The sequence below is a fragment of the Mesorhizobium silamurunense genome, assembly GCF_014843905.1.
In the GTDB taxonomy this organism is placed as follows: Bacteria; Pseudomonadota; Alphaproteobacteria; order Rhizobiales; family Rhizobiaceae; genus Mesorhizobium; species Mesorhizobium silamurunense.
Window position 1 is genome coordinate 1 of record NZ_LPVS01000204.1, and the last position, 1,127, is coordinate 1,127.

1 protein-coding gene is annotated in these 1,127 nt (G+C 61.7%); it reads left to right on the plus strand.

Annotation, left to right across the window (positions count from 1 at the left end; all coding sequences use genetic code 11):
- The coding region (locus AU465_RS33070) for a helix-turn-helix domain-containing protein (RefSeq protein WP_192257211.1) at positions 1–1,091 on the plus strand (1,091 nt) is incomplete at its 5' end.
- Positions 1,092–1,127: the final 36 nt, after the last annotated feature.

Sequence of the window (1,127 nt, forward strand, 5' to 3'; positions counted from 1 at the left end):
TTGCCGGTCTTCTTCGTTGTGGCCATTGCGGCCGCAAACTCCATGTCGCCTACAGCGGCGAGAACGGGAGTTCGGGGCGTTATCATTGTCGCGGCGGCCAGCTCAACCATGGAGGCGCTCCATGCATCTCATTTGGCGGCATGCGGATTGATCGCGCCATCGGCGCCGAGGTGATCGAGCGCCTCCAACCATTCGGTGTCGAAGCAGCGATCAACGCCGTGGAGGCGCGGCGGATCGAGAACGCGGAGAAGCGGCGGCAAATCGAGCTCGCCCTTGAGCAAGCGCGCTACGAAGCCGCCCTCGCGCGGCGGCGATATGAGGCCGTCGATCCCAACAATCGCCTGGTGGCGGCTGAACTCGAGCACCGCTGGAATGAGCGCCTGCTTGCGGCGCGCGCGCTGGAAGATGAACGCAACGTGCTTGCAGCCGCTCCGCAATCATCGCTCTCCGCCACGGAACGAGACCGCCTGCTTGCGCTCGGAGCTGACGTCGAGCGGGCCTGGAACAGTTCTGGCGCGCCGCCAGCGACCCGCAAGCGGATTATTCGCACGTTGATCGACGAGATTGTTGTTCGCATCGAGGAAGATGCTCTCAATCTCGTCATTCGTTGGCAAGGCGGCGATCACACGCCTTTGCGCGTGCGCAAGAACCGCGCCGGCCAGCATCGGTGGGGAACCGACGCTGACGTAGTAGAACTCGTGGCCGTATTGGCTCGACAAATGCCGGATCAAGCAATCGCGGCGGTGCTCAACCGGGCTGGCAAGAAGACCGGCAAGGGCAATGGTTGGACCCGTTCCCGCGTGTGCTTCCTGCGCAATCACCGCCGCATTCCACCGTACCGAGAGGGCGAGCGTGCCGAACGAGGTGAAGTAACGCTCGAGGAGACGGCCAAAATCCTCAACGTCAGTGAAGCAACGGTCCGGCGAATGATCCAGGAGAAGCTTCTGGCGGCCCGTCAGTATTGCAAAGGCGCGCCATGGGTGATCCAAAACAGAGACCTCGATCGTGAAGACCTGCAACGCATCGCTGATGCGCGACGTTCACGACGGACGCCGTCCGAGGATCCACGTCAAAATAGCTTGGCTTTATAAGGCGATAGCGAGATGAGCATTATGAATCGAGATCGG